This is a genomic window from Aquitalea sp. LB_tupeE (genome assembly GCF_013391415.1).
GTDB lineage: Bacteria > Pseudomonadota > Gammaproteobacteria > Burkholderiales > Chromobacteriaceae > Aquitalea.
On record NZ_JACAXB010000033.1, the window covers coordinates 58647 to 84697 of the forward strand.

Annotated in this window: 22 protein-coding genes; 11 read left to right on the forward strand and 11 right to left on the reverse strand. The window is 58.8% G+C overall.

Going from position 1 to position 26051, the window contains the following annotated elements; genetic code table 11:
• Positions 1-268 precede the first annotated feature (268 nt).
• Genes HWX34_RS16935 through wecB form a run of 7 tightly spaced genes read right to left on the reverse strand, consistent with a single transcriptional unit; the run spans position 269 to position 8625 of the window.
• Complete coding sequence (locus HWX34_RS16935) at positions 269-1081, reverse strand: hypothetical protein (RefSeq protein WP_178973356.1); 813 nt, start codon at positions 1079-1081, stop codon at positions 269-271.
• Positions 1078-1983 (reverse strand): YaiO family outer membrane beta-barrel protein, encoded by a 906-nt coding sequence (locus HWX34_RS16940; protein WP_178973357.1) that lies wholly within the window; start codon positions 1981-1983, stop codon positions 1078-1080. The genes HWX34_RS16935 and HWX34_RS16940 overlap by 4 nt, the downstream gene beginning before the upstream one ends.
• A 5-nt stretch (positions 1984-1988) precedes the next feature.
• Positions 1989-3851: a hypothetical protein gene (locus tag HWX34_RS16945; RefSeq protein WP_178973358.1), complete on the reverse strand. Its 1863-nt coding sequence runs from the start codon at positions 3849-3851 to the stop codon at positions 1989-1991.
• Positions 3852-3857: 6 nt separating this feature from the next.
• Positions 3858-4763, reverse strand: a complete 906-nt coding sequence (locus HWX34_RS16950) for a hypothetical protein (protein WP_178973359.1) — start codon at positions 4761-4763, stop codon at positions 3858-3860.
• Between the two features lie 49 nt (positions 4764-4812).
• Positions 4813-5844 (reverse strand): hypothetical protein, encoded by a 1032-nt coding sequence (locus tag HWX34_RS16955; protein WP_178973360.1) that lies wholly within the window; start codon positions 5842-5844, stop codon positions 4813-4815.
• On the reverse strand, positions 5841-7469 hold the full coding sequence (locus HWX34_RS16960; RefSeq protein ID WP_218645230.1) for a glycosyltransferase family 2 protein: 1629 nt from the start codon (positions 7467-7469) through the stop codon (positions 5841-5843). Before HWX34_RS16960 ends, HWX34_RS16955 begins: the two co-directional genes overlap by 4 nt.
• Positions 7453-8625: a non-hydrolyzing UDP-N-acetylglucosamine 2-epimerase gene (gene wecB, locus HWX34_RS16965; protein ID WP_178973361.1), complete on the reverse strand. Its 1173-nt coding sequence runs from the start codon at positions 8623-8625 to the stop codon at positions 7453-7455. Before wecB ends, HWX34_RS16960 begins: the two co-directional genes overlap by 17 nt.
• A gap of 723 nt (positions 8626-9348) precedes the next feature.
• Here wecB and HWX34_RS16970 point away from each other — a divergent pair.
• Positions 9349-10977, forward strand: a complete 1629-nt coding sequence (locus tag HWX34_RS16970) for a methyl-accepting chemotaxis protein (RefSeq protein WP_178973362.1) — start codon at positions 9349-9351, stop codon at positions 10975-10977.
• Positions 10978-11038: 61 nt separating this feature from the next.
• On the opposite strand, the gene alaC is transcribed toward HWX34_RS16970, so the two are convergent.
• Positions 11039-12229 (reverse strand): alanine transaminase, encoded by a 1191-nt coding sequence (gene alaC, locus HWX34_RS16975; RefSeq protein ID WP_178973363.1) that lies wholly within the window; start codon positions 12227-12229, stop codon positions 11039-11041.
• A 186-nt stretch (positions 12230-12415) separates the two neighbouring features.
• On the opposite strand from alaC, the gene HWX34_RS16980 reads away from it, so the two are divergent.
• The gene (locus tag HWX34_RS16980) at positions 12416-12910 is read left to right on the forward strand and encodes an Lrp/AsnC family transcriptional regulator (protein ID WP_178973364.1); all 495 of its coding nucleotides are present in this window, start codon (positions 12416-12418) and stop codon (positions 12908-12910) included.
• Here HWX34_RS16980 and HWX34_RS16985 read toward each other — a convergent pair.
• Positions 12899-13660: a dimethylarginine dimethylaminohydrolase family protein gene (locus tag HWX34_RS16985; RefSeq protein WP_178973365.1), complete on the reverse strand. Its 762-nt coding sequence runs from the start codon at positions 13658-13660 to the stop codon at positions 12899-12901. The genes HWX34_RS16980 and HWX34_RS16985 overlap by 12 nt on opposite strands.
• 122 nt (positions 13661-13782) lie before the next feature.
• Positions 13783-14751: a sugar-binding transcriptional regulator gene (locus HWX34_RS16990; RefSeq protein ID WP_178973366.1), complete on the reverse strand. Its 969-nt coding sequence runs from the start codon at positions 14749-14751 to the stop codon at positions 13783-13785.
• A 351-nt stretch (positions 14752-15102) separates the two neighbouring features.
• Here HWX34_RS16990 and HWX34_RS16995 point away from each other — a divergent pair, with 351 nt between their 5' ends.
• From HWX34_RS16995 to HWX34_RS17035, 9 genes are all read left to right on the forward strand, one after another.
• Entirely contained in the window at positions 15103-15876 is a 774-nt protein-coding gene (locus HWX34_RS16995) for an L-iditol 2-dehydrogenase (protein ID WP_178973367.1), read from the forward strand.
• 102 nt (positions 15877-15978) lie between these two features.
• Positions 15979-17310, forward strand: a complete 1332-nt coding sequence (locus HWX34_RS17000; protein WP_255497345.1) for a sugar ABC transporter substrate-binding protein — start codon at positions 15979-15981, stop codon at positions 17308-17310.
• An 80-nt stretch (positions 17311-17390) separates the two neighbouring features.
• The gene (locus HWX34_RS17005) at positions 17391-18344 is read left to right on the forward strand and encodes a carbohydrate ABC transporter permease (protein WP_178973368.1); all 954 of its coding nucleotides are present in this window, start codon (positions 17391-17393) and stop codon (positions 18342-18344) included.
• Positions 18341-19162, forward strand: coding sequence for a carbohydrate ABC transporter permease (locus HWX34_RS17010; protein WP_045844785.1), 822 nt, complete (start codon positions 18341-18343; stop codon positions 19160-19162). The genes HWX34_RS17005 and HWX34_RS17010 overlap by 4 nt, the downstream gene beginning before the upstream one ends.
• A complete protein-coding gene (locus tag HWX34_RS17015; protein WP_178973369.1) occupies positions 19159-19842 on the forward strand; it encodes an HAD-IA family hydrolase in 684 nt (227 codons plus the stop codon). Before HWX34_RS17010 ends, HWX34_RS17015 begins: the two co-directional genes overlap by 4 nt.
• 37 nt (positions 19843-19879) lie before the next feature.
• Entirely contained in the window at positions 19880-20989 is a 1110-nt protein-coding gene (locus HWX34_RS17020) for an ABC transporter ATP-binding protein (RefSeq protein WP_178973370.1), read from the forward strand.
• Positions 20990-21085: 96 nt separating this feature from the next.
• On the forward strand, positions 21086-22477 hold the full coding sequence (gene dalD / locus HWX34_RS17025) for a D-arabinitol 4-dehydrogenase (RefSeq protein ID WP_178973371.1): 1392 nt from the start codon (positions 21086-21088) through the stop codon (positions 22475-22477).
• A 25-nt stretch (positions 22478-22502) separates the two neighbouring features.
• Positions 22503-23969 (forward strand): xylulokinase, encoded by a 1467-nt coding sequence (xylB, locus tag HWX34_RS17030; protein WP_178973372.1) that lies wholly within the window; start codon positions 22503-22505, stop codon positions 23967-23969.
• A 109-nt stretch (positions 23970-24078) separates the two neighbouring features.
• On the forward strand, positions 24079-25020 hold the full coding sequence (locus HWX34_RS17035; RefSeq protein WP_178973373.1) for a carbohydrate kinase: 942 nt from the start codon (positions 24079-24081) through the stop codon (positions 25018-25020).
• Between the two features lie 32 nt (positions 25021-25052).
• On the opposite strand, the gene HWX34_RS17040 is transcribed toward HWX34_RS17035, so the two are convergent.
• Positions 25053-25808, reverse strand: a complete 756-nt coding sequence (locus HWX34_RS17040) for an ABC transporter substrate-binding protein (RefSeq protein WP_178973374.1) — start codon at positions 25806-25808, stop codon at positions 25053-25055.
• Positions 25809-26051 lie beyond the last annotated feature (243 nt).

The window sequence follows — 26051 nt, forward strand, 5'->3', positions numbered from 1 at the left end:
GGAATCAAAAATAAGCTTTGATTCTACCACGTCCACCCCGTCAGCGCATGTCTTGTCGTGCGGGCGCACCCCGCCCCACGCTGCCTGCACAAGCCTTTGCTGCGGACAACCATGCCATCCCCTTGCCACTCAGTGACTTAGCACGCACAAGCAATGCCAGGCAGCCTGCAAGGACACCTGCCCCTGCCTTGTCGACCGACCCTGCAATAAGAAAAACGGGTCACCATGCAGCATGGCAACCCGTTTGGCAGTACCGGACATAGCGTGCCTAGCTGGATTGGTGCCCGCTACCGAATTCCCAGCTCATCGCCCAGGCGTAGAATGCAATCAGCATCATCACATTCAGCATCAGGCTGAACAGGATAAACAGCATGGGCATGAACATCAGCGAACCGTAGTGCATGATCACCGCAGCCAGAAAATAATGCAGCGGCGCAGCCACCAGCAAATAGGCCATGGAAATCCCGGTCAGCAGAATCTTCTCTACAATCGGCTTGTTCAGAATGTTGAAAGTGAGGCTGTGTATCCACGGCACCAGGAAAGTCAGGATCAACACCGTTTCCAGGCAGGTATGGTGATATTCCGGGAGAGAATGCGTAAAACCTGCCGGATACAGCGCGAAGAACAGGCAAGCACTGCCATGCACGATGACAATCAGTCGTAGCACATAGCGCATGGGTGTGTTTTCCTTGTTGATCAGGAAAGACAGCACCAGCAGCACCACGCAAGCCACGCAATTGAGCCACCACTGCCAGTAACTGGGTACCGAGGCAGACAACTCCAGCCACGGCAAGTAAACCATGGGATGAAGTGGCCAGCCATTAATGGCCTGACTGGATAGATCAGCAGGTAAGCCGGTAAAGGCCACCGCCCAAGCTGTCATCAACTGCCAGAACTGCATGACCTGCGGCAAAAATGCCAGCAAAAGCAGGTCAAACACCAATGGCATGCCGATGATCTCCACCCAGCGCACGCGGGTAAAACGCTCGGTACGCATGGCACGGTGGCTCTGGATGACACCACCGGCATAGCCGGTGCTGCGCATCGCATTGAGCAAGTCCGCACGCTGCTTGAGACTCATGGCAGGTCCCAGAACACGGAAGCCGAACCACCTGAGCGCTGGTAATACGTGCCGTGGTAGTAATCCACCGTGGCATGCACGCCCCAATGCGGGCCAATCCACTCTTTCCAGCCCAGGCTGTAGTACTGGCTGTCAAATATCTGCTGCGAGGCGCTGTTACCGACCGGCATATAACCTTCACTGCCGGAGTTCACCGACAGCACGATTTGACGCCAGCGGTCGCGACCATAGGTGACGGCACCGTAGCCCTGGGTGGAAATGACGCTGCCCGGATTGCTCAGGTTGCGGTGAATACCGCCTTCGACCACCCACGGGCCATCAAAGTAATAGATCAGGCCAACGGTATAGACCCGGTCACTGTAACCCTGGCGGTTGTCGTTGTAGGCAAAGCCGAAGGTGGACACCAGATTGCGATCGGCCAGCCATTTGCGATTAATGGCCGCGCCGTAGTGCTTGTCAGCCCAGAAAGTACCGGCACTGCTCTTGCCAAACTCCAGACGACCAAACCAGTCCTGGTTGATGTCATGATTCCAGCCGCCATTGAATGCCGTGCCGCTTTCACCGAAGCGATGGTCATTCTGCACGATCCAGTCAAATACATTGGCAGTATCGGTCTGCCATACGCCGGAGACAAAGGCACTGTTCCAGTCGCCATTGCCACCGCTGACATGATGACCGCCACCGCCCACTTCAATGCTGCGGCTCATGGAATACGGGCCAGCCACTTCCGGTGCCACAGCTGCCTCAGCTACCTCTGGCGCAGCAGCAGCCGGAGCTGCTGCAGTTTCGGCCGCAGCCGGGGTGGCTTCGGCAGCGGGCATGGCGTCTTCCGCCATAACCAGCGGACTGCTCAATACGCTGGCAAGCAGCAAGGCATAGTGTTGTTGTTTGAGTTTCATCATTCCCCTCACTGAGAAGTACCTGTAATCGGTAGATAGTCGATTTGCAAATCTTTGCCGGACTGCGCGGTAATGCGCCAGTCGGTGGCGGTTTCTTCAATACGCGCAGCACCTGCCGTCACTTGCGGCTTGCCGCTGACGCCAGCCTTGGGCAGCAACCAGCTCTGATCGGCCAGTGATTGCGGATTGTTCGCCTGAATGCGCAGGCGCCCATCGCTGGCACCGGCCAGCGGACGGGTTTTCCATGTAGTCAGTTCGCGTTGCGACAGGAAGCGCGCCAGTCCGGTCATGGTATACCAGCGGAACTTGCCACTGCCGTGCAATGCAGCCGTCTGGGCCAGCCACTTGGCAGCAGCATCCTGGAAGAAATACACACCGGGCGGGTGGAAATACACCAGGCGCGCCTCACCTCTATCCACCACAAACTGCGTCATGGCTTGCAACCATGCCTGCATGCGTGGCTGTCCGTAGTTGTTGCGCACACCTTCTTCAAACGAGGCCACCGCGCCATCAGCCGACACCGGGAAGGACCATGGACGACCATGCATGTCGGATGGGTCGATAAAGGAACGGGTCGGTCCCATCGACAGATTGGCCACCTGGTAATAAGCAATCACGCCATGCTTGCGCAGCCAGTCGGTCACCCAGCCCGGCTGGTTGCCGTTGGGGGCGGAGTACTCAGTCAGCGGCTGATGAATGACGTTTTCCAGATCCTGCTTGTTATGCTCCAGATAGGGGGTCCACTCGGCCCCGTTATGCTCGTTGATATTGAAGGCAAAGTAGTTGTGTGCCCAGCCGCCATGCGCACCAATCTCGTTACCCATACCCTTGAGACGACTGACCAGCGCCTGCGCCTTGGAGTTGTTGGCCAGGTCCATGCCCATGTGATCGCCTGGGCGATTGGTATCCGGACCGGTAGTAAAGTGAATGGAGTACGGGCCCTGCTTGAGGAAGCCGATTTTCTCCAGCATGTCGATATAGGGCAATGCATTGGCCGCATCGACGTGCCAGTTCATCACCAGGCCACCAATGCCGTCCGGCACCGCGGACAAGCGCGGCAGATGCAGCACCTGTCCATTGAAAAAGGACATGAAGGAATGCAGCCACAGGCCATCGGTTCGCACTGCCAGGTAACCTACCGGCAGATTGACGAACAAGACCTTGCCTTTGCCGTAGTCACGCAAACCAGCCAATACCGAACCGTCGCGCCCTTCAGCCATCAGCTTGCCTGGAAAGCTGCCGCGCGTTTCAAAATAGCTGAAAGCGGCATTGTCATAGCCATAGGTGGTGGCCTGCAGCCAGCCATTGCCACTGGCAGTATAAGGCTGGAAACGGCCAGGAGCGATGGCCAGATCACTGATGGTGGACGGCGGAACCAGCAGCAAGTCGTTGTGAATCATGCTCTTGCCGCGCTCGCGGAACAGCAGGTACTCCACGCCAACCAGGCGGGTCAGTTCAGCACGCTCGAGGAAACGGCCATCTGCATTTTCGGTGGCCGCGTCATAGTTCAGCCACAGTGCACCACCCTGGCGGACATAATCCTCCAGCACACCACCCAGGGCGGATGTGACGTGACGGTGAATACTGTCCGGCAACACCACACCACGAATTTGTGCACGTTGCGCTGCATCCAGCGCCACAAAGTCGGCAGCGCGCATGGGCGTCATCAGCACACCGCTTTCTGCGGCGGCATCTTGCCAGGTCAGCACGTATTTCCGCGAGGGCTCCGCATCGGGCAGCAACAACACAATACCCGCATCCGGTACTGGCGTATTGCGGATACGTTGCCAATGCCACGCCAGACTGGCCAACAAGGCCAGTACCAGCAGCAGCACAAACCAGACCCATTTGGGCCATTGCTGTACTTTCATCAAACCTTACTTCCCCTCTTGCTCTTCCAGACTGAAACGCTGTTCCAATCCCTGAAAAATAGCCTCTTCCAGCACATTCCAGCGCCGTCCGAGTCGCGATGGCGCCGCACGCTCCCACCATTGCCGCGCCACATCATCCCGCTGGTTTTTAAGCACCGCCAGGGTCAACAGGCCCCAGGCAAAATCCAGCTTCTTCTCATCCTGCATCAGCCAAGGCCGACCTTCGGCACTCAACCATTCATCCAGACCGGGCTGCCCCGATGGCAAGCGCATGCCAGCCATCAGTGGAAACAACTGCGCTGCGCTACGCGGGTAAAACGCCGCAGCTGGCTCGCCATGGGTAGCAGTACGCCAGGCATGCCGATGGGAATTCCAGAACACCCGCACCACGGCACGCTCCAACTGGTCGGCCTGCTGACAACCAAGCCCTGCATAGCGGCAATCATCGCGCAGCGCTTCCAGCACTTCGGTGTTATCCATCAGATAACCCAGATCCGCCCCGCGCGCGTAATAAAACACACCACTGGCAGCCCGCAGACGCAGCAGCGCCTTCCTGGCTTTGCGCAGCGATTGCTGCAGATTCAGGCTCATGTTTTCCGGTGCGCCATATACCCGATACAACAAGGACAGCCACAAAGCCATGGTGGAGTCATCGGCATCCGCATTGGCAAAACGGCGCCATTCCCCGTTTTTCCCTCTGATAAAACGGGGGAAGCTGCCGTTGGTTTCCTGCCGTGGCTGTAGCCAGGCAATCCATGCGGTGGCAACCGGACGCATATCCAGGCCCAGCTCGTCAGCTGCCAGCAAGGCCTTCATGGCGAAATACGGGTCGACCACACCACCTTCATGTTGCAAGTGGATGGCACCGTCTTCCAGCTGGTACCGCTGCAAATCCAGACTGGCTTCAGCCATGGCAGCTGCAGACCATAGCGACAAGGACAGACCCAGCCATGAAAGCCGCTTACGCCAGATCCGCACGTTCATGACGGATTGCGCCGCGGGTACGCGCCCACACTGTGCCATGCACCAGCATGGGTAGCTTAAGTCGGATGGAACTGGAAGAAATGCTGACCGGGCTGTGCATGCTGCCCAGCACGCAACGGCTGCCGATATAAACAAAACGCTCAGCCACAATCGGCCCCAGCAGCAAGCAGTCATTCAGGCAGGAAACCGACATATCGGACACCATGGCACCCTCAACGGTCACGGCATTACCGATATGGATGTTGCCACTGGCCTTGATACTGCCCTGGATGTAACAACCATGACCGATCTTCAAGGTGCCATGCACCACCAGATGGCCACGAATCACCGTGTCATCCGGAATGGTGAGATTGCCTTCCACCACCACCCGCTGGATGTCGTCGTTGAAGAACACGGTATGCTCCAGGGCCGTGATGTCGAACTCACGGTACGGACCCATCGGCATCACCATTTGCCAGGATAGACCCATGCGGATGACCGGCGCCTGAATGCGCTGGAAGCTGGCCGGGCCGGCGAAGCACATTTCTTTGTGCGCCACCATCCGTCCAAACAAGGTGGCATTGCGGCCGATCAGCATGTGATGGGCACTTGCCCAGCGCACGACCGAGTTATGATCACCCAGAATCAGATCACCCTCAGCCAGCAAGCTACGCAAAATAACCCCACCATGTGTTTCCACATTGCCGGCGCAATACACTTCCTTGAGAAAGCTGAAATCGGACGGAATAACCAATCCGGCCGTCGACAGCACTTCTTCCTCGACATTTTTTTCCAGCAATACACTCCAGGATGCCAGTCGGGCATTCCAGTAGCCTTGCAACTGGTTCAGCAGGTCGTGACTTTCCAGGTATTTGCGATAGTTTTCGGCAAATACATTGGACGAACCGGTATGCAGCCGATTAATACCCAGCGAGGTGACGTCAGTCTTGCGGATCAACTCCAGCAAGGCGGGCAACAAGGGCAGCAACATCAACAGCAATACGACTACAGCAAACAGCAATACCATCATTTGGCCTGCCCCCGATAACGCTTGGTCTTGTCCCAGTGCAGGTTTTGCGTCTTGCGGAAGGGCTCGATGATGAATTGCAGGATGGTGGCTTGCGAAATGGTCACCAGGCTGACAATAAAACCAAAAATGGAGAACGGCAGAATGCGCAGGCGGTTGCCGCTGCCATCCAGATAGCAGGCCGTGCCGATTTCAAAAAACGCGGCAAAGTTACCCATCGCGCTGTAACACACCAGACCCAGGATCAGGAAGAAACCGGGCGACGGCAACACGCTGTCGAAGTAGAACAGGATCAGCGTGATCAGCCAGCCCAGTAACAGAAACGGGGACATGGCATAAGTGCCCAGCAACAACAGGCCATCCGATTTTTCTCGGAACGGTACACCCTTGGTGCGCAGCAAACGGCCCACGTGGCGCGCCAGCGCCTGATTGTGGCCACGCGTCCAGCGCATCAGCTGACGGATACGCACCGGCCAGCTTTCCGGGACTTCTTCATAGCATTCGGAGCGGTTGGTATAGGCTGTCAGCCAGCCACCAATCAGCAGCCGGTAGGTCAAATCCGTATCTTCCGCCAGCACGTCATCATGCCAGCCGCCCACGCTTTCCAGCGCAGCAACACGAATGCCACCCACGGTGCCACCATATTGCGGCACCAGCTTCATGTTCATCCGCGCTTGCTGGTCTACCTGATAGCCGCCTGCCCGCTCCATGTCCAGCAAGCGAGTCAGCATATTGGCACCGGCATTGAGCGGTACCACCCGCCCCATCACCGCACCGACTTCCGGGTCGAAAAACGGTGCTACCAATTGTTTGAGCAAGCCGCGGCCCGGCACATAGTCGGCATCGAACACGATGAAAATATCGGTATCGATCATGGCCGTAGCATCTTTCAGCGCAGCGGCCTTGCCCGGTTTGCCGGAGGTGCGGTGAAACGGACGGATGATGTCAGGGCGACGTGCGGCAATCTGGTCGATGATTTCGCGCGTGCCATCCGTGGAACGGTCGTTGACCGGCATGATGATCATGCGACCATCCGGATAGTCCGACTCCAGCAGTGCCTCCATCGCATCGGCAATTACCGCTTCTTCGTTATGTGCGGCAATGAATACCGTCACCCGCGGCCATTCAGCTGTTTCAATATCCAGATATGGATGGCGCTGCTTGCCGAACAGACGGTTGAGAGTGAAGGCCATGTGTCGCACGGCATACACCATGATGAAGGCCACAATTACGTACAGAATGACGGCCAGGATGCGCAGAAACCACAGCGCAGGCGCAGAACGCTGGCCATGGTGTGGCGGGTCCTCCTCCGCGGTGGCACTGTTTTTGTCATCCTTGATCTGCTGTTCAATCACCGCCTGGGTGCGGCTCAGCGCAGCTTCACTGGTCGCGCCTTTTACCTGGACCGCCGGGCTGTGACGTTGCGCAGCAGGAACGCTGGCGTCCGCAGGCAAATCCGCCGCCTCTTCAATGGGCAGCGCCGCCAAGGCGGCGGCCGACTGGCTATTGGTTGCCGATGCGGGTTTGACAGACTTGGCGGCCTGCACCCCCATGCTGGCACCCAGCAACAATGTAAGCAGCAAGGTACGCACATTGCGGCCCGGCTTGTGTTCAGCTCGCAGTGGCAAGGGTCGCCTCCGCAGCCATTTCATGCCGCAACTGCGGCAGCGACACCAGAATGCTGGCAATGCGTCGCCCGGCAGAACCATCACCATACGGGCTATGTGCCTGCGACATATTGGCGTACACCATGGCGTCATCGAGCAGTTCGCTGGCGCAACGCACGATGTTCTCGGCTTCGGTGCCCACCAGGCGTGCCACACCGGCGGCCAGGGCTTCGGGGCGCTCGGTGGTGTCACGCGTGACCAGTACCGGCTTGCCCAGTGCTGGTGCTTCTTCCTGAATGCCGCCGGAGTCGGTGATGATCAGATGGCAACGATTCATCAGATAGACAAAAGGCAGGTACTCCTGCGGATCGATCAGATGAATATTGGAAACGCGAGACAATAGTTCGAACACCGGTTTGCGTACATTCGGGTTCAGATGCACCGGATAAACGATATCCACGTCCGGATAGCGCTGTGCAAGTTTCAGCAGGCCGTTGCAGAAGCTGGCAAATTTGTCGCCGAAATTCTCGCGGCGATGGCCGGTCACCAGAATCATGCGCGCATCTGCACGGATAAAGGAAAAACTCTCTTCCATACCGGCGCGCAGATCAGCATTTTTTTGCAGCTTTTCCACCGCCAGTTTCAGGGTGTCAACCACACTGTTACCGGTGATGAAAATACGCGACGGGTCGATTTTTTCTGCGTACAGGTTGCGGCAGGATTCTTCGGTCGGCGCAAAGTAGAAGCTGGTCAGCGTGTCGGTTACACGACGGTTCATTTCTTCCGGCCACGGCGAATACAGATCGCCGGTGCGCAGCCCTGCCTCGACGTGACCAATCGGCACCTTGCGATAGAACGCAGCCAGGCTGGCACCAAGCGTAGTGGCGGTATCGCCATGCACCAGTACCACATCGGGCCGTTCCTGCTCTAGCACCTTGTCGATACCTTCAATCAGCCGCGCAGTCAACGAAGCCAGACTTTGCCCCTGCTGCATCAGCTGCAGGTCGAAGTCCGGCTTGACCTCAAAGAAGTCCAGCACCTGATCCAGCATTTCCCGATGCTGTCCCGTCACACAAACCCGCGATTCAATATTGGGAAAAGTTTCCAATGCCTGAATCACCGGCACCATTTTTACGGCTTCCGGCCGTGTACCGAATACTGTCAAAACCTTGATCATGCGACTACCCCGTTTGCATAAATCTTCATCTACCCACATTGCGCACCTAACCTTTGCAATTGCTTGTGTTGTGCACTGAAACTGCCTGCCATCCCGACCTTGAAGGTCCATGATCGCTACCACCCTGTTCTGCTTCCGTATTGTTGTTGAGCAAACATCGTGCCCGTAAGTCGCGGAATCCAGCCGGGGTGGCTTATGTTTTTCTGTATTTTATTCGCAGACTGGCGAAATGATCTAAATAAAAATTAAACTCAACATGTTATTTAAAATAGACAGCTTTATTTAAATAGCCATTGAAATTTGCACATTTTTTTGCGGAAGCTAATGTAGCGCATGACAAGCGTATTTACAATGAAATTTGAATGCATCTTAAACAAAAAACAAGTAAATTGCTGTTTAAGCCATCAGATTGCCCCGCTCACCACTCGTTAGCTAGTCACGTTTCAGCAAAAATACCGCAGCCTAAGGCCACAACATGATGTCTTGATGACGCGTGGCTGACTCTGCACCCCACCAACACCCTCACCGCCACTGAAGCACGACGGATTGCTGACCTTATCAGGCAATAGCTGACGGTTTTTGTCAGCCATGCCTCATGCCTGCATTTGGCATGAATCAGTCAGTCTGTAAGCAAAAATGCAGCCTGACTGGCATAGTCCGTCCGAATGCTCTTTACTGAAGGTAAACGATCGTCACAAATAATCAGGACAGGTGGAGCACGCCATGCAATTTCTCGACAATATCAGTCTGACCCGCAAGTTTCTGGTCAACTTCCTGCTTAGTGGCGGAGTATTGATCGCGGCCATTGTGTTTTGTATCTGGCAAATCAGGGCGGTAGGAGCCGAAACGCATGAAATTGCCCAGGACTGGCTGCCCTCTGTGCAGTCGGTTGGTGAAATCAGCCAGTTGCGCTTGCGTTACCGGGTACGCAGCCTGGAATACATGCTGCCAAACAGCCCGGAAGAACGCGCCAAGATGGAAAAATCCATGTCCGAGCTGGATCAGCAATTACAAGCCGCCTTCAAACGCTACGAAACGCTGATCAACTCGGATGCGGAAAAAGCCGCCTACCAGCAAGCCGTATCCGCAGCAGGGGCGTATCGCGACGCGGTGAATCAGGCTGTACAGCTCATGAAGGACGGGCATGAAGACGAGGCGCAGGGCTTGCGCAAAGGCGACTGGGTGAAGAAGGCCAACAGCTTGCGTGACCTGACCGATGCACTGATCAAGCTGAATGCTGAAGGCGCGGCCAAGGCAGCCAGCCGGGCAGATGCTGATGTCAAATCCGGCATAGCCGGTGGCATATTGGCACTGATTGTTGGCGTCATCCTGTCTCTGGCCTTGTCGCTGCTGGTGGCGCGGCGCATTGCCGGCCGTCTCGACAACACCGTGGCGGCCGCAAGGCGCATTGCCGATGGTGACTTGCGCGGCAGTCTGCCGCCAGCCAGCAGTGATGAAGTTGGCAAGCTGATCGTGGCGATGGGCAATATGCAAAGCGCCCTGCGCGACGCCATGCAGGACTCGCGCCGCAATGCCGAGGTATTACTGGAATCCTCGCGCCAGCTCAACCGCTCGGTACAGCAAATGGAGCAATCGGCCAGCCTGCAAAGTGAAGCCGCCTCCACCATTGCCGCCAATACCGAACAACTGACGGTATCCATCAACCATGTGGCCAATGGCACCAGTGAAGCGGCGAGCCTGAGCAGCGAGTCCGACCAGCAGGCAGCCAACGGACTGGAGGCATTGCGCGCGCTTGGCAGCCAGATCAACGACATTTCCCTGGTGGTGGGCAATGCAGCGGAGCGGATTGCCCTGCTGCAAACCGAATCAGCCAAGATTTCATCCATCGTTGCCGTCATCAAGGACATTGCCGACCAGACCAATCTGCTGGCACTGAATGCCGCGATCGAAGCCGCCCGCGCCGGTGAACAAGGACGAGGCTTTGCCGTGGTGGCTGATGAAGTGCGCAAGCTGTCCGAGCGCACCGCGCAATCCAGCAATGAAATCATCGTGATGGTGAATGCCATTCAGCAATCCACCCGTGATGTGGTGCAGGGTGTTGACCAGGGGGTGGATCTGATCACTACCAGCGTCAGCAACGCCCATGCCGCAGGTGATACGGTTGCCACGCTGCGCGACAGCGCACGCCATGTGGCTGGCATTGTCAACGAGCTGAATACCGCCCTGCACGAACAGGCTGCTGCGGCAACCGAAGTGGCACAAAAAGTGGAAACCATCGTGCAGCATGCCGAAGAAGCCAGCGCCACCGCGCACAGCACTGCACAATCCGCCGATGCGGTTGAAAAAATCGCCACCGACATGGAAAAGCTGGTAGCCCGCTTCCAGGTGTGACCGGGCACAAAAAAGGCCACGCATCTTGCGTGGCCTGTTGACTTTAAATCCCGAAACCTCACTACTCCTTGAACATGGCCTTGATGCCACGCAGGGCCTGACGAATGCGCGCCTCGTTTTCGATCAGTGCAAAACGCACGTATTCATCACCCTGATCACCAAAGCCGATGCCGGGGGATACGCATACCTTGGCCTTTTCCAGCATCAGCCGGGCGAACTCCAGCGAACCCAGCGCACGCCATTGCTCCGGAATGCGCGCCCAGATATACATGGACGCCTTGGGGCATTCCACTTCCCAGCCGATTTCGTTCAAGCCCTTTACCAGTACATCGCGACGCTGCTGGTATTTGGCGGCGATGTCACGCACGCATTGCTGATCGCCTTCCAGCGCGGCAATGGCGGCCACTTGCAGTGGGGTGAAGGTGCCGTAATCGTGGTAGCTCTTCATCCTTGCCAGTGCGGCCACCAGGTCAGGGTTACCCACCATGAAACCGATGCGCCAGCCTGCCATATTGTAGCTTTTGCTGAGGGTGAAGAATTCGACGGCAATGTCCTTGGCACCCGGCACCTGCATGATGGACGGGGCTTTCCAGCCATCGAACACAATGTCGGCATAAGCCAGGTCGTGCACCACAAAAATGTCGTGCTTCTTGGCCAGTGCAATCACTTTTTCGAAGAAATCCAGCTCCACGCACTGCGCAGTGGGATTCGACGGAAAACCCAGCACCATCATCTTGGGCTTGGGGTAGCTGCCACGGATGGCCTTTTCCAGCTCGGCAAAAAAGTCGATGCCCGGCACCAGCGGCACCGAGCGGATTTGCGCCCCGGCAATCACCGCGCCGTAAATGTGGATGGGGTAACTCGGGTCCGGCACCAGTACGGTATCGCCACCATCCAGTGTGGCCAGCATCAGGTGGGCCAGGCCCTCCTTGGAGCCGATGGTGACAATCGCTTCGCTGTTGGGGTCGATGTCCACCGCATAGCGGTCCTTGTACCAGCGCGAAATGGCGCGACGCAGGCGTGGGATGCCCTTGGACGCGGAATAACCGTGGGTATCGGGGCGCTGCGACACTTCGTTGAGCTTGGCCACAATATGCGGCGGGGTGGCACCATCGGGGTTGCCCATGCTCAGGTCGATGATGTCCTCGCCGCGCTGCCTGGCAGCCAGTTTCAGTTCGGCGGTGATATTGAAAACGTAGGGAGGAAGACGATCGATGCGCGCAAAGCGGCGCTTGCCTGCAGAAGAAGCCATGTGAGCCTTTCACGTAAGCGCCCGGAACCGTCCGAGCGACGTTGCCCATGATGGGCAGAGACGATCCTAGTCCCGCCTGCTGCGATGCACAAGGATTTTTTGCCGTCGGCATTATTCTTGACAAGGCACTACTGGCAGCGCTGCAATGCGCACTTGCGTCCCCGCACCATGAAGCCTGGCTTATCCATGACAGACAAAACCGGCCTGGATCGCATCGATCTGAAAATTCTCGACATCCTGCAACGTGATGGCCGCCTGTCCTTCCAGCGCCTGTCCGAGCAGGTAAACCTGACCCCGCGCCCTTGCCTGGAACGGGTACGCCGTCTGGAAAAGGCCGGCATCATCAAGGGCTACAGCGCCATCATCAAGCTGCCGCACAGCACACCACCGCTGGTGATTCTGGCGCAGGTCACCCTGGCCGACCACCTTGTTTCCCAGCAAGCCTTCATTGCGGAAATCCAGCGCACCCCGCAGGTGCAGGATGGCTGGATGGTGAGTGGCACGGTGGATTTCCTGTTGCGCATTGCTTGCCAGCATATTGACGAATACCGCCAGCTGGCCGACGCCTGGCTGGCCAGTACGGCGTTTCGTATCGAGAAAATCCTCACCACTACCGAGCTCCAAACCATCAAGCGCGACGGTCGCAGCCTGGATACGGTGCCAGCACCTTCAGAAGCGTAAAGACAGGCAGGTGAGCCCTCCGTCCATCTTGCGGATTTCGCTGGTATCGGTCTGGATGATGGGCAAGTCCAGCTGCTGCAGCTGGCGCAAGGTATGCGGATAACCGCTGGGGGTGATCAGGGTGTCGTTGATCCACATGGTGTTGCCGGCGTATTCCTCGGCCGGGTCCAGCACGATATGGCGAAAATCACGGAAAGCCGGCTCATCCACAGCGGCCGCCGACAGCAGCACGGTATTGCGCCCCACATAATTCACCACCGATTTCAGATGCAGGCCAGACGCCACCGGCACCGCCCGCACGCTATAGCCGAACTTTTCCACTTCGCGGGCAAAGCGGCTGATACCGGCCTCATTGGTGCGGCTGGACAGGCCGATGAAAAAGCGCTTGTCCACCATCAGCACATCGCCGCCATCCATGTGCTCGCCCTCTCCCAGCCACACCGCGTGGCGAAAACGCGATACCAGCGGGGCGATGCTATGCACCTCGCCACGCCGGGCCGCCGCACCCGGGTGGGTGATGATGGCCAGCTCCGGCATCATCACCGCCACGTCTTCCACGAAATGGGCGTCGGGGAAATCCGGCAAGGCGGGCAGCGTGGTCACGGTCAGGCCCAGTTGCAGCAGGATGTCGATGTATTCGCGAAACTGCTGCCGGGTAAGTGCGGCATCCGGCACCCCGAGGCTGACCGTGGTCAGCCCGGCGGCAACGGTGTCGGCAGGCAGGCGGGTAATGGCATGAGTGAAGTACATGGCGAGTGCTCCGGTAATGGGCTGACAGGACAGGCGCTGCCTGTCTTCTTGCCCCCATTCTAGGCAGATCGTCATGCAAAAACGGTTGATATGCGGCCATCTCGCAGCCGAACTGCGCTGTGTTACCGCACTGGCGCAGCCTGGTCGGTCCAGGCCAGAATCTGGCGCGCGCAGCCTTCATCCGTCACCAGCCCGGACAGCCACTGTCCGTGCAACACAGCCAGAATGGCAGCTGCCTTGGCTTCACCACCGGCAAAGGCAATCACCGGCCGTTGCGGTGCATGCTGCAAAGCCAGGCTGGTGACACGTTGCTGGATATCGGCCTGGGCCAGCTGGCCCTGCTTGTCGATGGGGCGACCGATGATTTCTGCCACCGCATTTTGTGCCATCAGGGCGCTGACCTCGGCCGAGGTGAGAAAGCCGTCTTCTTGCAAGGCACAGTGTTCGCCAATGGTACCAATGCCGATGAAGGCCACATCTGCCTGGGCGGCCAAGCCTTCCACCACATGATAAAGCCGGTGGTTGCACCACAAGCTGCGGTCGGTTGCGCTATCGGCATACAGGGGGGCAGGCAGCAGGAAATACTTGCTCTGGGTTTTTTGCGAGGCGGGCAAGGCCACGTCGTAGCGGTTGGACGAACCGTCATGCGCAATGGTGCCGATCAAGGACACCAGGCGGTGTTGCGGGCAATCCAGCGGCGGCATTTCGTCGATGATGGCCTTGAGGGTACGGCCCGAACCCAGCGCCACCACCATGGGTTTGTCCTGGGTGAGATAGCGCTGGAAGATTTGCGCTCCGGCCGCCGCCAGCTTGTGTTGTAGCTCTGCAGGTGAATCCATGTCTTTGGGCACCACTTCGCACAGTGTCAGCCCGAAGCGTTGCTGCAAGGCAGCCGCCAGTTCCAGGCAATCGGCCACCGGGTGTTGCACCGACACCTTGACCAGACCGCCCTCCACTGCCGATGCCAGCAGGCGTTGTGCCACCTGGCGCGACACATTCAGCTGCTCGGCCACTTCGTTCTGGTTCTTGCCCGCCACGTAATACAGCCAGGCCGCGCGTGCCGCCTGATCCAGCTTGTCTTGTTTGGCCATCTCCCCTCCTGCCGTTTTCTGTCGGGCCCAGCCCTTGCTGTGTGGCGTTGTACCACCGCCCCCGCCCCCGGCGTCAAGCACCGCGTGATGACCTGCCCTGTTCCCGGCGGCCGGCAAATGACGCAACAAGCGGCGGAATACTGCGCTATACGTGCAACTTTCAAGCCTGCCTTGGCGATGCGTACTTATATGCAATGCAGCAAAAAATCTTGGCAAATCATGGTGCTATGCAGCATTTAACAGTTTTTACAAAAAGCGCTTGACAGTAAATTTCAAATTATCGAATATTTGCCCACAACAAGGGCATTTGCTCCAAAAGCAAAACATCAAGCCTGCAACGGAGACAACACAGTGAAACTCGCCAACAAGACGGCCATCCTCACCGGGGCTGCCAGCGGCATCGGCATTGCCGTCGCCCGCCGTTATCTGCAAGAAGGTGCCAGCTGCCTGCTGGTGGACCTGAAACTCAATGACGCCTTACAGGCATTGGCTGCCGATCATCCCGATCAGGTCGCGCTCTTGTCTGCCGACGTCACCCGGCGCGAAGACATCGCCGCCATTGTCAGCACTGCCGTACAGCACTTTGGCGGCATCGACATCCTGTATAACAACGCCGCCATCTTCGACATGCACCCGCTGCTGGACGAGTCCTGGGACAGCTTCGACCGGCTGTTCGCAGTCAACGTCAAGGGCATGTTCTTCCTGCTACAAGCCGTGGCGCGGCAGATGGTGGCGCAAGGCCGTGGCGGCAAGATCATCAATCTGTCCTCCCAGGCAGGTCGCCGTGGTGAAGCGCTGGTGGCCCACTATTGTGCCACCAAGGCCGCCGTGATCAGCTATACCCAGTCTGCCGCCCTGGCACTGGCGCCGCATGGCATCAACGTGAACGGCATTGCCCCGGGCGTGGTGGACACCCCGATGTGGAAGGATGTCGACGCGCTGTTTGCCCGCTACGAAGGCCGTCAACCCGGCGAGAAAAAACGTCTGGTCGGCGAAGCCGTGCCGCTGGGCCGCATGGGCCTGCCGGAAGACCTGACCGGTGCTGCCTTGTTCCTGGCTTCGGCCGATTCTGACTACATCACCGCCCAGACGCTGAACGTGGACGGTGGCAACTGGATGAGCTGAGCACACCCGCCCGGCCATCCTGAGATTTCCGTCCGCTTGCGGACTTTCCCCCGCTGTAGTGCAACCTTGCTGTACTGAAAAAATAAAGAGGAGACAGACATCATGCATCAGCAATACCAACGCCCGTCCCGTATGCGCCAGATCGTCCTTGCCGGCAGCCTGGCCCTGGCGTCCTTGTCCGCCAGCGCCGCCACCACGCTCACCATTGCCGCGCTCAACAACCCGGACATGATCGAGCTGAAGAAACTGGCACCGGCGTTCGAACAGCAAAACCCGGACATCAAACTCAACTGGGTGGTGCTGGAAGAAAACGTGCTGCGCCAGCGCGTCACCACCGACATTGCCACCAATAGCGGCAAGTTCGACGTGATGATGATTGGCACTTACGAAGCGCCCATCTGGGCCAAAAAGGGCTGGCTGTACCCGATGGACAAACTGTCCGCCGACTACGACCTGAACGACGTGGTGAAAACCGCGCGTGACGGCCTGTCCTACGGCGGCAAGCTGTACGCGCTGCCCTTCTATGTAGAAAGCTCGATGACGTTCTACCGCAAGGACCTGTTCAGCAAGCTGGGCCTGACCATGCCGGAAAAGCCGACCTACACCCAGATTGCCGACTACGCCAAGGCCTTGAAGGAAAAAGGTGGCGTGTATGGCATCTGTCTGCGCGGCAAGGCGGGCTGGGGCGAGAACATGGCTTTCCTGTCCACCCTGATCAACACCAATGGCGGCCGCTGGTTTGACGAAAAATGGCACCCCACCATCGACAGCCCGGAATGGAAAAAATCAGTCGGCTTCTATGTGGACCTGCTGCAGAAATACGGCCCGCCCGGTGCCAGCACCAACGGCTTTAACGAAAACCTGACGCTGTTTGCCAGCGGCAAGTGCGGCATGTGGATTGACGCCACCGTGGCGGCCGGCATGCTGTTCAACCCCAAGGAATCGCAAGTGGCCGACAAGGTGGGCTTTGCCATGGCTCCCACCGGTGTAACGCCCAAGGGCAGCAGCTGGTTGTGGTCGTGGTCGCTGGCCATTCCCAAATCGTCCAAGCAGGAAGCCGCTGCCAAGCAGTTTGTGCAATGGGCCACGTCCAAGGACTACATCAAGCTGGTCGCCAAGGACCTGGGCTGGACTTCCGTTCCGCCGGGCACCCGCATCTCCACTTACAAGCAGCCGGAATACCAGAAGGCCGCACCGTTTGCCAGCTTTGTGCTGAATGCCATCCAGTCGGCCAACCCCAACGATGCCACGCTGAAAAAAGTGCCGTATAGCGGCATCCAGTTTGTCGGCATTCCGGAGTTCCAGTCCTTTGGCACCGTGGTGGGTCAGTCCATCTCCGGCGCACTGGCTGGCAATACCACCGTGGATGCGGCGCTGAAGGCCGGTCAGGCTGCGGCCAACCGCGCCGTGGTGCAAGGTGGTTACCAGAAGTAAGTGCCTGACAATCAGGCAGGTGGCCCCATCCCCTGCCTGATTCATCCCGCCTGTTTTACCCGTTTGCTGGAGCAGTATTGATGAACTCACCCACCCGCGAGGCACTGCCCGCTGTTGACAGCGGCAGGCCACATGCCGCAAGCACAGCCGCGCCTGCACGCAAATCCGTCTGGGCACAGCGCTTCTTGCTGTCCCCTGCCGTCCTCAGCCTGTTGTTGTGGTCGGTCGTCCCCTTGCTGATGACCATCTATTTCTCGGTCACCCGTTACAACCTGCTCAGTCCGGATGAATCCGGCTTTGTCGGGCTGGATAACTACCGCTTTTTATGGAGCGACCCGTCCTTCCTGCCGTCAATCTTCAACACCCTGCTGCTGACCGGCGCGGTGCTGCTGATTTCTGTGGTGGGCGGCGTGTTGCTGGCGGTGCTGTTCGACCAGGAATTCTTTGGCCGTGGCATCGCCCGGCTGCTGGTGATTGCCCCCTTCTTTGTCATGCCCACCGTCAGTGCGCTGATCTGGAAGAACATGCTGCTGCACCCGGTATACGGCTTGCTGGCCGCTGCCATGCATGCACTGGGCCTGCAGCCCATCGACTGGCTGGGCCAGTACCCGATGTTTTCCATCATCATGATTGTCAGCTGGCAATGGCTACCGTTTGCCTTCCTGATTCTGCTGACCGCCATCCAGTCACTGGACCCGGAACAGAAAGAAGCCGCGCAGATTGACGGTGCCGGCCCCTTCTCCATGTTCTTTTACATCGTACTGCCGCACCTCAAGCGTGCCATCGGCGTGGTGGTGATGATTGAAACCATCTTTTTACTGTCGATTTTCGCCGAAATCTACACCACCACAGCGGGCGGTCCGGGTACGGCCACCACCACCCTGTCCTTCCTGATCTACTCCATGGGTCTGCAACAGTTTGACGTGGGCATGGCATCCACCGGCGGCATTCTGGCCGTGGTACTGGCCAATATCGTGTCGGTATTCCTGGTGCGCATGCTGGCCAGCAACCTCAAAGGGGAGAACGAGCAATGAGCGTCGCCCACAGCCGCCTGCGTTATGGCATCACCACTGCCGTGGCCTGGAGCCTGGCCATCCTGGTGTTCTTCCCCATCTTCTGGATGATGATCACCGCCTTCAAGACCGAAGAGCAGGCCTACCAGCTGAGCGTGATTTTCCAGCCCACGCTGCAAAGCTTCCGCGAGGTGTTTGCCCGCAGCGACTACCTGTCCTTTGCCGGCAACTCCATCGCCATCTCGCTGGGTGTCACCGTGCTCAGCCTGCTGCTGGCCATTCCGGCGGCCTACAGCATGGCCTTCTTCCCCGGTCCGCGTACCCAGAAAATCCTGCTGTGGATGATGTCCACCAAGATGATGCCGTCGGTGGGCGTGCTGCTGCCGGTGTATCTGCTGTGGAAGAACAGCGGGCTCTTGGATACCGTCAGCGGGCTGATCATCATCTATACGCTGATCAACCTGCCCATCGCGGTGTGGATGGCCTTTACCTACTTCTGCGAAGTGCCGAAGGAAATCCTGGAAGCCGCGCGCATTGACGGTGCCAATACCTGGCAGGAAATCATCCACCTGTTGCTGCCGATGTCCTTGCCGGGCCTGGCTTCCACCGGCCTGCTGCTGTTGATCCTGTCCTGGAACGAGGCCTTCTGGAGTATCAACCTGTCCAGCTCGCATGCCGCGCCGCTGACCGTGTTCATTGCTTCCTACTCCAGCCCGGAAGGCTTGTTCTGGGCCAAGCTGTCCGCCGCCTCCCTGCTGGCTGTCGCGCCCATCATGGTGCTGGGCTGGCTGGCACAAAAGCAGCTGGTCCGCGGCCTTACCTTTGGAGCGGTCAAGTGAGCCAGACCTTCACCCATCTGATCAGCGACTGCGACGGCGTACTGCTGGACACCGAAGCCATTGCCTTTGAAGTATTGCAACGCGAACTGGCCGCCAGCCTGCCCGGCATCGACGTGGCTGCCGCCATCCTGCCGCGCCTTGGCCTGACGCTGGATGCGCTGCTGGCCGATATTGCCCGTCATCACCCCTTGTCCTTGTCGGCGTCAGACATCGAGCAACTGCGTGACACGGTGGAAGGCGAAGTGGCCGAACGCCTGCAACTGATACCCGGCGTGGCCGCTGCCATGGCCGCCGTGCCGCTGCCGCGTGCGGTAGTCAGCAATAGCGCAGGCCACCGGGTACGTGCCGCGCTGGACAAGACCGGCCTGGCACCGCTGTTTGCGGGCAGGGTGTTCTGTGCCGACGAAGTGGGCGCAGCCAAGCCGGACCCGGCGCTGTATCTGGCCGCCAGCCAGGCCTTTGGCGTCGCTCCGCAGCACTGCCTGGTGGTGGAAGACAGCGTCACCGGCGTGCGCGCTGCGGTGGCCGCAGGCATGACGGTGCTGGGTTTTACCGGTGCCGGCCATGTAGCCGACGGCCAGGCCGACAAACTGCTGGCCTGCGGGGCCTGCACCACTTTTGATGACATGCAGCGCCTGCCCGAGCTGGTAGCCCTGCTGTGCCAACACCACAAACAATGACAAAAGCGGCGACCCCAGCCGCCCGAGGAGAATGAATATGGCAAGCGTCAACCTGCGTAATGTCAGCAAGCGCTATGGCGACAACCCGGAAGTGATGCGCGACATCAACCTGGATATTCAGGATGGTGAATTCGTGGTGTTTGTCGGGCCCAGCGGCTGCGGCAAGTCCACCCTGCTACGCATGATTGCCGGGCTGGAAGACATCAGCGGCGGTGATTTGCTGATTGGTGACGACCGCATGAATGCCGTGCCGCCCGCCAAGCGCGGCATCGCCATGGTGTTTCAGTCCTATGCGCTCTACCCGCATATGAGCTTGTACGACAATATGGCCTTCGGCCTGAAATTGGCTGGCAAATCCAAAAGCGAGATCGACGCTGCCGTACGCAAGGCTGCCAGCATCCTGCATATCGACCATCTGCTGGACCGCAAGCCCAAGGCCCTGTCCGGCGGCCAGCGCCAGCGTGTGGCCATTGGCCGCGCCATCACCCGCGAGCCCAAGGTTTTCCTGTTTGACGAACCACTGTCCAATCTGGACGCCGCACTGCGGGTGAAGATGCGGCTGGAGTTCTCCCGCCTGCATCAGGACCTGAAAACCACCATGATCTACGTCACCCACGACCAGGTGGAAGCCATGACGCTGGCCGACAAGATCGTAGTGCTGTCTGCCGGACGCATCGAGCAGGTGGGCAGCCCGAAAACCCTGTACCACCACCCGGCTAACCGCTTTGTGGCGGGCTTTATCGGCTCGCCCAAGATGAACTTTATCGACGGCACCGTCAGCGCCATCGACACAGAAACCGTCACCGTGCAGATCAACAACGGCGGCCTGCAACAGGTGTGCGTGGCAGCACGTGGCATCCAGCCCGGCGACAAGGTCAGCATTGGCGTACGACCGGAATACCTGCAACTGGACAGCGACCATCCGGTCATCAAGGCCACCGTCAGCACCGTGGAGGGACTGGGTGACTTCTCTTACATCTATGCCGCTTCGGCAAGTGCCGAGGAGCCGCTGATCAGCCGTATTCCGGATGCACTGGAAGTAGCCAATGGCAGCCAGGTCGGCTTTTCCATCAAGCCGCACCACTGCCATCTGTTCGACAGTCAGGGCGAGGCCATGCCGCGCACCGCGCCGCCGACACAACACTGATTGCAAGCATTGCAGCCCCCGCACCGCCCTTGCCCGCACGGCAGGGGTGCGGGGACGGCTGCGCCCTGAACTAGCCAAACACAGGAAGCACAGATCATGACTTCATCCCGACAACAACCCGGCTGGCTACATATCGGTGCCGGTTCCTTCCATCGCGCCCATCAAGCCTGGTATCTGGACCAACTGGCCAAACAGGGTCAACCCGCCTGGAAACTGGCGCTGGGTAATATCCGCGCCGACATGTCGCCGCTGCTGGAGCAACTGGCCGCGCAAAACGGCGTGTACACGCTGGAAACCATCTCCCCGGCCGGTGAGCACCGTTACGAAGAAATTCACGCCATTCAGGCCGTCATCCCCTGGGATGCCCGGTTATCTGCGCTGATTGCCGCCGGTGCAGACAGCAATACGCGGGTGATTTCCTTCACCGTAACCGAAGGTGGCTATTATCTGGACCAGCACTTGCAGCTGGACACCGCCAATGCCGATCTGGCGGCTGATCTGCAAGGCGGCCTCAATACCATTTACGGTGCGATTGCCGCCATCCTGCGTACCCGCATGGCGGATAGTGGCGCGCCGGTCACCCTGCTCAACTGCGACAACCTGCGTCATAACGGCGAGCGTTTTCACAGCGGGCTGAAGCAGTTTCTGCAATTGCGCGGCGAAACCGGTTTGCTCGCCTGGGTGGACAGCCATACCAGCAGCCCCAACTGCATGGTGGACCGCATCACCCCGCGCCCCACGCCGGAAGTTGTCGCGCGGGTACAGGCAGCCACTGGCAAGCACGACCCCTGCGCCATCATGGGCGAGTCCTTCATCCAGTGGGTGGTAGAGGACAACTTCATTGCCGGTCGCCCGGCGCTGGAGGCGGTAGGCGTGGAAATGGTGGAATCGGTACTGCCGTATGAGGAAGCCAAAATCCGTATTCTCAACGCCAGCCACAGCTGCATTGCCTGGGCCGGAACCCTGATCGGCCTGTCCAGCATTGATGAAAGCACGGCGGTACCGTCCATCCGCCAGATGGCGTTTGACTACGTCACCCAGGATGTCATCCCCTGCCTCTCGCCCAGCCCGCTCGATCTGGCCACCTACCGCGACACCGTGCTGGAGCGCTTTGGCAACCCGCACATCCGCGACAGCAATCAGCGCGTGGCGGCAGATGGATTCTCCAAAGTACCCGGTTTCATCGCCCCCACGCTGCAGCAAACCGTCGCCCGCGGTGCGGTGCCGGAAGCCACCTGCATGTTGCCCGCACTGTTCTTCCGCTTCCTGCAACGCTGGCAAGCCAATACACTGCCATACGCTTATCAGGACGGTATCATGGACGCCGCAGCCTGCCGCCAGATGCTGGCCGCGCCCGATCCGGTAGCCGCCTTCTGCGCCGACCCCATGCTATGGGGCAGCCTTGCCGGTACAGCCCAACTGGAAACCCCACTGCGCGCCGCACTGCTACGGGTAGACCAGTGGCTGGCCAGCACACAGGCGGGCTGATTCGGATAATCCGCTGGAGAGAGCGATGTATCTTGGAATTGATCTGGGCACCTCGGAAGTCAAGGTTGTCCTGCTGGATGAGGCTGGCAGCCTGCTGGCTGTTGCCGGGGAAAGCCTGAGCGTGACGCGACCACGGCCTGGCTGGTCCGAACAGCAGCCGGAAGACTGGTGGCAGGCCACCGGCAAGGCCATTGCCAAGCTGCGTGACAAGGCTGGTGCTGCCTTTGCCCAGGTACGCGCCATCGGCCTGTCCGGCCAGATGCATGGCGCAGTGCTGCTGGATGAGCACGACCGGGTCTTGCGCCCAGCCATCCTGTGGAATGACTTGCGCAGCGTGGCCGAATGTCAGGCACTCACAACGGCCGCACCGCGTCTGCACCAACTGGCTGGAAACCTGGCCATGCCAGGCTTTACCGCGCCCAAGCTGTTGTGGGTGGCCCGCCACGAGCCGGAGCTGTTTGCCGCCACCGCTACCGTACTGCTACCCAAGGACTACCTGCGCCTGCGCATGACCGGGGCCAAGGTGTGCGATACCTCGGATGCCTCCGGCACCTTGTGGCTGGATGTAGCCGAACGTGACTGGTCGGACGAATTGCTGGCCGCCTCCGGCATGCGCCGCAATCAGATGCCGCGACTGGTGGAGGGCCTGCAAGCTGCGGGCAGCCTGCTGCCGGAAGTCGCCGCCGCCTGGGGGCTGGGTGATAGCGTCATCGTGGCTGGTGGTGCCGGAGATGGCGCAGCCAGTGCAGTGGGTATTGGTGCGGTGGAACCGGGCGATGGTTTTTTGTCGCTGGGCACTTCCGGCGTGATGTTTGTGGTGGACGACAGCTTCCGCCCCAATCCGGCCTCGGCCCTGCACACCTTTTGCCATGCGCTGCCCGGCCGCTGGAACCAGATGAGCGTGATGCTGGCGGCCGCCAGTTGCCTGCGCTGGTTCTGCAAGCTCACCAGCGTGGACGAAGCCAGCCTGTTGCAGGAAATCGAAGCCATGCCAGACGATGCCCGCGCCAGTGCGCCGGTATTTCTGCCCTATCTGTCCGGTGAGCGCACTCCGCACAACGACCCCTTTGCGCCCGGTGTGTTCTGGGGCCTGACCCAGGCACACGACCGCGCTGCGCTGGGCTATGCAGTGCTGGAGGGCGTCAGCTTCGGCATGGTGGACGGGCTGGACGCGCTGCGTGCCGCCGGTAGCCAGGTCAGCCGGCTGTCGCTGGTGGGCGGTGGTGCACGCAGCCCGTTCTGGGCGCAACTGCTGGCAGATGCCTTGCAACTGGACATTGTCACCCATGTGGGCAGCGAGGCCGGTGGCGCACTGGGTGCCGCCCGGCTGGGCTGGCTGGCAGTGGGCGGTGACATCGCTACCGTCTGCACCCGTCCGCCGGTGCAGGCTATCTATCAGCCGGACAGTGCCCGCCATCAGGCGCTGCAGGCACGCCTGCAATTATTCCGTGACATTTACCGGAGCCGACCGGCTCCGCACCAAGAGGCCTGAGCATGAATTTGCTGGCACAACTCAAGCAATACACCACCGTGGTGGCCGATACCGAAAAACTGGCGCAGTGGCTGCAAGCGCTGCCAAACGATTGAGTCAGGAGAACAACATGTTTCTGGTTTGTGGAGAAGCGCTGTTCGACTTTTTTGTCGATCAGCCCGCCAGCGCCGGCAGCTGGCCACAACTGCGTTATCAGGCGGTGCCGGGCGGCTCGCCCTTTAATGTCGCCATCGGTCTTGCACGGCTGGGTCAGCGCGCAGCCCTGTTCAGCGGCGTTTCAGAGGATTTTCTTGGCCGTCAGCTGTTGACTGTGCTGGAGCAAGAAGGGGTGGATTGCAGCCACCTGCAACACCGCCAGCTGCCCACCACACTGGCGCTGGTGGGGCTGGATGCGGCAGGCAAGCCGCAATACAGCTTTTATGGTGACAAGGCACCGGAAGCCAGCCTGAGCCTTGCCGACTTACCGCAGCTGGACGACACAGTGCGGGGCATTCATGTCGGCTCCTATGCCTTGGTGAGCCACCCTACCGGTGACAGCCTGCAACAGCTGGTGGCACGGGAAAGCGGCAAACGGCTGATCAGCCTGGACCCGAACATCCGGCTGAACGTGGAGCCGGATCTGAACCGCTGGCGCAGCGTGCTGGACTTTCATGCCCGCCATGCCCATCTGATCAAGGTGAGTGACGAAGACTTGCAGCTGCTCTATCCCGACCTGCCGGTAGAAGAAGCCGCACGCCGTTGGCTGGGTGGGCAATGCAGCCTGATTATCCTGACCCGTGGAGGCGATGGCGTCAGCGTGTTCAGCCCGCGCCATGGCGAATGGTCCTTGCCCGCTCAGCCAGTTGATGTAGTGGATAGCGTGGGCGCGGGCGACACCTTCCAGGCTGCCTTGCTATGCCATCTGGCCGAACAGAATCTTGCCAGTCCGGCCGCGCTGGCCAGCCTGGATCAAGTTCAAATCAACGCCCTGCTACAATTTGCCATTCGCGCTGCCGCCATTACCTGCTCGCGTCGCGGGCCGGATTTGCCACGACGTAGCGAACTGATCTGATCAACACCGGGCAGGACAGAGGCATCAAGCTGTCACTGCGTCAGCAAATCATCCAGCTTGCCATTGTTCAATAGCTGCATATAGGCATTGTTCATTCTGTTCAATGCCGCTTTTTTTTGCATGCTTTTAAGAAAAGCCACATGCAAGGGGTCAATGACTACCGGCTGTGGCAATATACTGACGCTACTCTTGTCGATCTGGCCATTCATATATTTGCTCAGCACATAGTCCACCCCTTGCTTGCCTGTTCCTACCAGAATTGCGTCCACGCGCCCAGCCAGCAATTTGCGCATACGGCTTAATTGATCCGGATCACGGTCTATTGTAATTTTTCCGCTTGCAATCGCATTATCAATTTCATCACGGTAGCTGGATCCAGCCCCAGCCCCGATCACCTTGCCATACAAATCATCAACGCGATGATAATCAAACTCCTTGCCCTTCTTCACCACCAACACCACATTAGCCTGATAAAACGGCATGCTATAATCAAAATTATCAGCCCGCTTGCTATTCCAGGATATATTGGCCACACCACCAGCACCCACCTCAGCCAGATGAATGGCTCTTTTCCATGGATACAATTTGATGACATATTTATCACCAGTTACCATGGAGATTCTTCGCAGCAATTCCGGAAAAATACCTTTTTGTTCGCCACCTTCCATATAGGACACAGGCGCAAATTGATCACTGCCAAATATAAGCAGCTCTTCCGCCCCTGCGTGCCGCATGAAAAACAGGCACAACAATAATAAGTATTTGTTAAACGTGTTTAACCGAACCATTTATCCCTCACAACATGCCCAGTTATCAGAAACCGATAAGCGGTCATCCCACAATACAACTGCAATACCATGCAATCATCAGAATAAATAAGCATCGGCAAAAGACAAGACTCCTCCTTTCCAAGGCGGCAAATATGACAAAATCACCATTTATGAATTGAATTTTTGCAAAGAAAACCCTCACGTCATGCAAGGTGCGACTGTCAGCAGGGCGGATGGCATGACCTGCCCAACCAGGCGTAG

Coding starts and splice junctions, on each gene's coding strand:
- HWX34_RS16935 (WP_178973356.1), bottom strand. CDS start 1,081: ATGAGTCTCAAGCAGCGTGCGGACTTGCTCAATGCGATGCGCAGCACC.
- HWX34_RS16940 (WP_178973357.1), bottom strand. CDS start 1,983: ATGATGAAACTCAAACAACAACACTATGCCTTGCTGCTTGCCAGCGTA.
- HWX34_RS16945 (WP_178973358.1), bottom strand. CDS start 3,851: ATGAAAGTACAGCAATGGCCCAAATGGGTCTGGTTTGTGCTGCTGCTG.
- HWX34_RS16950 (WP_178973359.1), bottom strand. CDS start 4,763: ATGGCTGAAGCCAGTCTGGATTTGCAGCGGTACCAGCTGGAAGACGGT.
- HWX34_RS16955 (WP_178973360.1), bottom strand. CDS start 5,844: ATGATGGTATTGCTGTTTGCTGTAGTCGTATTGCTGTTGATGTTGCTG.
- wecB (WP_178973361.1), bottom strand. CDS start 8,625: ATGATCAAGGTTTTGACAGTATTCGGTACACGGCCGGAAGCCGTAAAA.
- HWX34_RS16970 (WP_178973362.1), top strand. CDS start 9,349: ATGCAATTTCTCGACAATATCAGTCTGACCCGCAAGTTTCTGGTCAAC.
- alaC (WP_178973363.1), bottom strand. CDS start 12,229: ATGGCTTCTTCTGCAGGCAAGCGCCGCTTTGCGCGCATCGATCGTCTT.
- HWX34_RS16980 (WP_178973364.1), top strand. CDS start 12,416: ATGACAGACAAAACCGGCCTGGATCGCATCGATCTGAAAATTCTCGAC.
- HWX34_RS16985 (WP_178973365.1), bottom strand. CDS start 13,660: ATGTACTTCACTCATGCCATTACCCGCCTGCCTGCCGACACCGTTGCC.
- HWX34_RS16990 (WP_178973366.1), bottom strand. CDS start 14,751: ATGGCCAAACAAGACAAGCTGGATCAGGCGGCACGCGCGGCCTGGCTG.
- HWX34_RS17000 (WP_255497345.1), top strand. CDS start 15,979: ATGCATCAGCAATACCAACGCCCGTCCCGTATGCGCCAGATCGTCCTT.
- HWX34_RS17005 (WP_178973368.1), top strand. CDS start 17,391: ATGAACTCACCCACCCGCGAGGCACTGCCCGCTGTTGACAGCGGCAGG.
- HWX34_RS17010 (WP_045844785.1), top strand. CDS start 18,341: ATGAGCGTCGCCCACAGCCGCCTGCGTTATGGCATCACCACTGCCGTG.
- HWX34_RS17020 (WP_178973370.1), top strand. CDS start 19,880: ATGGCAAGCGTCAACCTGCGTAATGTCAGCAAGCGCTATGGCGACAAC.
- dalD (WP_178973371.1), top strand. CDS start 21,086: ATGACTTCATCCCGACAACAACCCGGCTGGCTACATATCGGTGCCGGT.
- xylB (WP_178973372.1), top strand. CDS start 22,503: ATGTATCTTGGAATTGATCTGGGCACCTCGGAAGTCAAGGTTGTCCTG.
- HWX34_RS17035 (WP_178973373.1), top strand. CDS start 24,079: ATGTTTCTGGTTTGTGGAGAAGCGCTGTTCGACTTTTTTGTCGATCAG.
- HWX34_RS17040 (WP_178973374.1), bottom strand. CDS start 25,808: ATGGTTCGGTTAAACACGTTTAACAAATACTTATTATTGTTGTGCCTG.